Raw genomic sequence first — 7,260 nt, 5'->3', positions numbered from 1 at the left:
AAATACCGCCCACGCAGCGCAGCGATGATTTTGTCGGGTGAATCGGCGGCAAAATAGATCGGATGTGTTGCGGGGCGGTAAAAATCTTCATGGGGAATAAATCCTCGCCGCTCTGTACTTTTCTACAAAATTGGTGGGATTTGCGATAAAAGGTATCATGAATTGTGGAGCGCGTCAAGATGGTTTTGCAAGTTTTATTGCAGTAAAGCGGTGATAGTAGGACTTATCATCTAAAACTGTGTGGAAATCAGCAGTTCTGCGTTTGATACCATTCATTGAAATAGCGGTTGCTTTCCTCTTCATCGTGAACCCATTTTTTTGACGATTTGAAGGCATTAAACGGAGGACTGTATCCTCTCAGCGGCGTGATTTCCTGCACATCTTTGACATTCCGATGCTGGATGATTTCAAATTCACTGCGCTCAGGAAGATACGCAATTACCTTGTCGGCATGGATCGTTCCCTGATACACATGGCAGGGGCAGCGATAAAAGAGTTCGTTGCGGTGCGCAAACCATTCAGCAACATCGTAAGAGAGTGACCATGAAATAGAAAGCGGTGCACGCTCAATGTTGCCGATGCCGCCACGATATATGGTGAATGTGTCGAGATTTCTTACGCTCTCCGGCAGAGCATCGCGCCAGTTGTCAGGGCGAATGATCTTGGCTCGGCGGACGTACTTCCGAATGATGGGAGAATGATCGCCATGACTGTAATAATGTTGTAAGGCGTACCGACATTTGATTTCAAGAGGCATCAGATGCTCGCATTTGTACAGAAGGTCTTCCATCATCCTTGCATCGTAGAAGGAATATTTTTCAAAGGCTTGCCAATCTTGGTCATGGGCGGCTTGAACCGCTTCTTTGAATCTGGCGTTGAGAAACAAGTTGTCTCGATAACTCATACTTCGGGTCGCCTCCTTGTCATGGCTTATTGAAAGGTTCGCAGTTCCTGTCCCATAAAAAAAGAACCGCCCTGCAAGACAAGCGAAAAATTTTGTCGGGTGAATCGGCGGCAAAATAAATCGGGTGTGTTGCGGGGCGGTAAAAATCTTCATGGGGAATAAATCCACACCGTTCTGTACTTTTCTACAAATTTGGTGGGATTTGCGATAGAGGGTATCATGGATTGTTGGGGGCGTCAAGATGGTTTTGCAAAATTTATTGCGGTAAAGCGGTGATAGTAGGACTTATATGATTAGTTGCGGGCATTCTTCACAAAATTCATTTTTACTATTGCACGATATGACGATTTTTTGAAGGTTGACTTGAAAGAGTATTTGAAATCTGCTATACTAACCTCGAAATTAGGATGGTGATCACCTCTTGTGGTGAGCTTGACCTGTTTGCAAATGCTGGGAGAAGTGTTTGTGGACGGGTCTATTTTTTTGGAGGAATGCAAAATGCGGATTTGCCGGATTTTGACCAACAATGCGCTTGTTGTTCTGGATGAAAAGGGTAAAGAGCAAATTGTTTGTGGCAAAGGGATTGGCTATAAAAAACGTCCTGGCGATAATGTAGATGATAAATTGGTGGAAACTGTCTACGTCAAAGAAGGTGATCAGAGCTTTGAACAAATCAGACGAACATTGGAAGCATTACCGGAAGAGTATCTTCTGCTGGCGCAGCATATCGTGGAAGCAGCTAATGTCAGTCTGAATATGAAGCTCAATCCGGTTATGGCGGTATCTTTGGCAGACCATCTCTTTTATGCCATCCAGCGTTTTCTGGAAGGAACTCCAATTGCAAATAGCCTTACATGGGAAATCAAGCGTTTTTATCAGAAAGAATATGAAGTCGGCCTGATGGCGCTGGACATGGTGGAAAGCCAATTCAAGGTGCGCCTGCCAGAGAGTGAAGCCGCCTTTATCGCTATGCATATTGCCAATGGTGAAACAGATGATTCCACAATGGAAGAAACTTTTGCCATTACAAAAATCATTGAGGATATATGTAATATCGTACGTGTGTACTTCCGTATTGAGATGGATGCAGACTCCAGCTACTATTATCGGTTTATCACACATCTAAAATACTTTGCGCGCCGAGTGCTCAGACAAGAGCAATACGAGGATAATTCCAGCACAGACTTAGCCGAAATCATTTTCGCAAAGTATGAGGAAGCCTATCGCTGCGCTTGTAAAATTGGTGACTATCTATCTCGCAAATACCACTATCAGCTGCTGGAAGAAGAACGAATGTATCTGACAATCCACATCCGGCTGGTGGTCAATAAAGGCTCCAAAATGCCGCTCGAAAAAACACCTGAGAAAGGAGGACAGAACAGTTGAGGTGTCGTGCAGCTTTTGCGCATAGAACGATAAACACATAACCCATTTGGAACGGTAAGGATGGTTACATTAAGTTGGCTTGACCTTCAATTTCAAATACAACTTAATTGGAGGAACGATACAAAATGGGTAAATACAAAGAACTGGCAGCAGATATCGTTGCCCATGTTGGTGGCAAGGAAAATGTGACGGGTCTGCGACACTGTTTTACACGACTGAGGTTCAATCTGGCAGATGATAAAAAGGCAGATACCGCCTACCTGAAAAATCGGGACGGCGTAATATCGGTCGTTAATTCTGGTGGAGAATACATGGTCGTTATCGGTGAGCACGTTCACGATGTCTATCTGGATGTGTGTGAAGTACTTGGCGTGGATGCCGGAGACAGTGGTCAAGTTAAAAATTCGGATGCATCCGCTGCTCAGAAGAAAAATCCGCTGATGCAGGTAGTCAACATCGTTATGGCGGCTATGGCTCCACTGATGAATTTGATGTGCGCTGCGGGCATTATCAAAGGCATTTTGTCGATTGCCGTTCTATGCGGGTTGCCATCAGATAGCGGTTATTATCAGCTGTTCAACGCTATTGGTGATGCGATTTTCTATTTTATGCCGATGTTGCTGGGCATGAATCTGGCTAAGAAGTTTGCAATCGATCCAGTCTTTGGATTTTTGGTAGGAGCAGCAATGCTGTATCCTACAATTCAAGGTGTAGACCTGAACCTTTTTGGCATGACGGTCAATGCCACATACACCTCTACATTCCTGCCGGTCGTTTTTACAATGGCAATTGCGATTCCTCTTTATAAATGGCTGGAAAAACGTGTATCCAAATTAGTTAAGTCCTTTATGGTTCCTGCTATTGCTTTAGCCGTGGCTGTGCCGCTGGGATTTTCTTTAGTCGGACCTGCGGCAAACATGGTCGGCAATGCTCTGAATGTCGTTCTTACGGTGATTTTTGACACAGTTCCGTTGGTGGCATTCATTATCTTTGGTGGATTGTATCAGGTTTTCGTTCTGTTTGGTATTCATGGCGCAATCTGCATGGTTCCGTTTATGGAGTTGTTACAGGGTCATCCTGTCAGAATGCTGGTATGCACTCTTATTCCATGCTTTGCCCAGACAGGTGTTGTACTTGCTGTCTGCCTTAAGACCAAAGACAAGAAGCTCAAAGATATCGCGCTGCCTGCTTTCTTCTCCGGTATTTTTGGTGTGACGGAACCCGCTATCTATGGCGTGACCCTCCCGCGCATTAAAATGTTCGTCATTGCCTGTATTGGTGCAGCAGCAGGCTCTGCGGTTGGTGCAATCACTGGCCTGACTCTGTATAGCTATGCGGGCATGGGTGTTATTGGCTTGCTGGGAATGATTAATCCTAATGGTGCAACGAATTTTGTGGGCATTATTTTGATGGTAGCCGTTGCCTTTGGTTTCAGTTTTGTGATGGCTTGGTTTACTTATAAAGATGAGGATGGCACCAGTGAAAATATTCTGACAGAACAAGGGGAAAAGAATCAAAAAAAGAGTGCCCCTCGAACTGAAAAGTCCGCAATGGCTCTTCAGAAAGTGGAAATTGCAGCTCCCCTGTCTGGCACCGTTAAGCCGCTGGGTGAATGTAGTGATGAGGCATTCTCCACCGAGGTGCTGGGCAAAGGCGTGGTCATCCTGCCGGAAAACGGTATTGTGATGGCTCCTTTTGACGGTGTGGTAGAAAATCTGTTTTCTACCCGTCATGCTATTGCCCTGACCGATAAAACAGGCTGCAATGTGCTCATTCATATCGGGATGAATACCGTAAGATTGGACGGTGAAGGATTCAAGGCCTTTGTCAAACAGGGTGATACTGTAAAAAAAGGTGATAAGTTGCTGGAAGTAGATATCAATTCCATTCATGAAAAAGGATATTCTCTGGAAACGCCTGTTCTTGTAACCAACGCCGATGATTATGCAGATGTGATAGAGATGGCTTCCGGTTCAGTAAAGGCCGGTGCTCCACTGCTTACTGCATTAAAATAAAGGGGGATACAGACGTGAGCACATTTCCAAAGGGATTTTTTTGGGGTGGCGCAACTGCTGCTAACCAGTATGAGGGTGGCTGGGATGCTGATGGCCGTGGTCCGGTTATGACGGATGTTACTACGGCAGGTACAGCAAAAACACCACGTTTGATAACCTATCAGCTTCCCAATGGTGATATTAAGGCTTGTCCACAGATGGCGATACGTCCGATTGGAGCAAAGCCAGTGGTGGCAGATGGATACTATTATCCCAATCAGCAAGCTGTGGATTTTTACCACCGCTATAAAGAAGATATTGCTTTATTGGCAGAGATGGGCTATACGATGTTCCGTATGTCCATCAGCTGGAGCCGTATTTATCCCAAAGGAACCGAGGAGAAACCCAATCAGGCAGGTTTGGAGTTCTACCATAAAGTTTTTGCTGAACTGAAAAAATACAATATCGAGCCACTTGTAACGATTTGCCATAACGATACTCCTCTGTATATTGAAGAAGAGTTGGGCGGTTGGGAAAACCGCAATACGATCGCGTTATTCGATAAGTATGCAAAGACAATTCTGGACGAGTACAAAAATGAAGTCAAATACTGGCTGACCTTTAACGAAATCAATTGTCCGTTGCTGCTATTGAAAGTCATTCCTGATTGTCCAAAGGAACTGGCTGCATCGGCCTATATTAAGCTGCACCACCAGTTTATAGCCAGTGCCCATGCAGTGCAGTATGCCCATACTGTAAGCCCTAACTATAAAGTAGGCTGCATGAGTGCCGGTGGCTGTAATTATCCGTTGACCTGTGACCCGAAGGATCAGCTTTTCACACAGCAGGATCGGCAAATGATGAATTACTATTGCGGTGACGTGATGGTACGAGGTGCTTACCCGTTTTTTGCCAAGCGTCTATGGGATGCTGATGGTGTGACGTTGGATATTACAGAGCAGGACAAATCTGACTTGCTGGCAGGCAAGGTGGATTTTTATAGTTTCAGCTATTATTCCACCAGCTGTGTTACTACCCATAAAAATGTGGAAATGGATGGAGCAGGAAATTTGACACTTGGGGCAAAGAACCCTTACATCCATTATTCTGACTGGGGTTGGGGCATGGATCCGGACGGTTTGCGCTATTATTTGAACGAGGTCTATGGCCGCTATCAGGTGCCGTTGATGGTTGTGGAAAATGGTCTGGGTGCTGTGGATACGCTGGAACCGGATGGCACCGTGCATGACCCATACCGCATTGATTATCTGCGTGGCCATATTCAAGCCATGAAAAAGGCTATCAACGAGGATGGCGTAGACCTGCGTGCTTATACGCCGTGGGGCTGCATTGATTTGATTTCGGCTTCCACAGGCGAGATGAAAAAACGCTATGGTTTTGTGTATGTGGACTTGGACAGTGAAGGTAACGGCACCCGTGATCGTTACCGTAAGGACAGTTTCTACTGGTATAAAAAAGTCATTGCTTCCAATGGTGAAGATTTGACCTGACCGGTTCAGTTTGTAAGAAGGAAATGAAGAAGGAATGGCCACCTGCCGTACTAGCCAGTGCAGTAGGTGGCCATTTGCTATAATATGCAAATATTTTTCCTTGCAATGTTACATCGATGATGTATAATACCCTTAGAGGATAGCGGCATGACCAGCTATCGGTGGCGTTGAAGCAGTGGACTGGTTCGGCATCAGCCTGTTGTGGAGCCAAACTATGGGTTGAGCGAAAACCACAAGCCGAATAGATTCGATGAATCGAAAGAAAACGCAAAATGCCCGCTCACCGTGGAGAGAAACCTCCACAGGTGGGCGGGCATTCTTTTGTTATTCAGGTAAGACAAGATAACTATATTCATCGGGAAGAACAATCTTTCCCCATTCTACCTTCTTGGCAGTGAACACAATCTCCGAATACTGCTCCTCGCTGCGGCTCTTGCGATATGTAGCAATAATTCGGTCAGCAGCCTTTACCTTGGTTCGGATGTCGCCTTCCAGCACTGTGTTGGGAACGAAACGACCTTCACCGCCATCCCGGACAAACCCCATGCAGGCACTGAGGGATCCAGCGATTTTGTCAGTGTACAGCTTAGGCTGGCTCATGTTGTAATCGCCCAGCATTTTTGCGGAGAGGTTCTTCTTCATCAGGCTGGGCAGAACCCGCATTTTCATTTCGGTGGTTCCATCTGTGGAAAACTCGAAGTCTGCTTCGGTCAGACGCTTGTCATAGCACAGATTGAAAAAGTGCCGAGCGTTGATGCCGGGTTTCCGCAGCTTGAAGCCTGTCATGTGCAGGAAGTTGCCAATATCAAACGTAACTTCCAGACAATGAACATTCTTGTGCTTGTCGGTGGTGATGAACAGCAGGCTTCTGTCCACCAGATTTTCTTTGTACAATGGCGCACAGGAAAAAACGATGGACAATGCTTCCTTTTTCGTCATGGTTGATTCTGCGCTCCTTTGCATTTTTACAAAATAAAAGGGACACCTACAACACCGTGGTGCTGTCCGATGTCCCTTGCGACTGATTTTATCGTTGTCCGCCAACCTCAGGCCCCTATGTCCTGCATCGCTTTCGGGTTTTATCGCTGCCCGCCAGCCTCAGGCCCTTACGTCCTGCATCAGATCGGATTTTAGGTGTCAGCCACACCAGCGGAATGACGTCCGCTTTCCTATCTATATTATATTCGATTTTGGTTCAAATAGCAATGGACTTTGCAAAGATGATTCTTTAATTTTTTGCGAACGGCTGCCGAATCCTCAATCTTCCATTCTGCCGTGGTCACAGCCGAGGGAAAGATAATGCTCCATCCCTCCACCCAGCACAAGCTGTGCATACTCCAAGGGCTTGTTGTAGAGCAGCCAGTCCAGCTCTGCCCGCTGTGCCGGGGTGTTGCCGTATTCGTCCTCAATGGCGATGCAGTCGATGGCAAGGGTGGTGCCATCCTCGAACCGGGCTTCCACCCGG

At 46.2% G+C, this 7,260-nt stretch carries 6 protein-coding genes; 3 read left to right on the top strand and 3 right to left on the bottom strand.

Translation table 11 applies throughout. The annotated features are described in order from the left end of the window. Positions 1-247: 247 nt before the first annotated feature. Positions 248-904: a hypothetical protein gene (locus J3353_RS15210; RefSeq protein WP_207685173.1), complete on the bottom strand. Its 657-nt coding sequence runs from the start codon at positions 902-904 to the stop codon at positions 248-250. A 465-nt stretch (positions 905-1,369) separates the two neighbouring features. On the opposite strand from J3353_RS15210, the gene licT reads away from it, so the two are divergent. The 3 genes from licT to J3353_RS15195 all read left to right on the top strand — a co-directional run bounded on the left by licT (position 1,370) and on the right by J3353_RS15195 (position 5,795). After that, positions 1,370-2,290 carry a BglG family transcription antiterminator LicT gene (gene licT / locus J3353_RS15205; RefSeq protein WP_207685172.1) on the top strand — a complete coding sequence of 307 codons (921 nt, stop codon included), beginning with the start codon at positions 1,370-1,372 and terminating at the stop codon, positions 2,288-2,290. A 125-nt stretch (positions 2,291-2,415) separates the two neighbouring features. Continuing rightward, positions 2,416-4,305, top strand: coding sequence for a glucose PTS transporter subunit IIA (locus tag J3353_RS15200; protein ID WP_178255075.1), 1,890 nt, complete (start codon positions 2,416-2,418; stop codon positions 4,303-4,305). Between the two features lie 14 nt (positions 4,306-4,319). Next, the gene (locus tag J3353_RS15195; RefSeq protein ID WP_178255074.1) at positions 4,320-5,795 is read left to right on the top strand and encodes a family 1 glycosylhydrolase; all 1,476 of its coding nucleotides are present in this window, start codon (positions 4,320-4,322) and stop codon (positions 5,793-5,795) included. A 324-nt stretch (positions 5,796-6,119) separates the two neighbouring features. Here the strand turns inward: J3353_RS15195 and J3353_RS15190 are convergent, their stop codons facing one another. Together J3353_RS15190 and J3353_RS15185 are read right to left on the bottom strand one after the other, a co-directional pair. After that, entirely contained in the window at positions 6,120-6,734 is a 615-nt protein-coding gene (locus J3353_RS15190; RefSeq protein ID WP_178255073.1) for a PBECR4 domain-containing protein, read from the bottom strand. Positions 6,735-7,052: 318 nt separating this feature from the next. After that, positions 7,053-7,260 (bottom strand): DUF6061 family protein (locus J3353_RS15185; protein WP_207685171.1); only part of this gene is annotated, 208 nt, incomplete at its 5' end.

The organism is Faecalibacterium sp. Marseille-Q4137, assembly GCF_017377535.1.
In the GTDB taxonomy this organism is placed as follows: domain Bacteria; phylum Bacillota; class Clostridia; order Oscillospirales; family Ruminococcaceae; genus Faecalibacterium; species Faecalibacterium duncaniae.
This window is presented reverse-complemented; position numbering and strand designations above follow the sequence as displayed.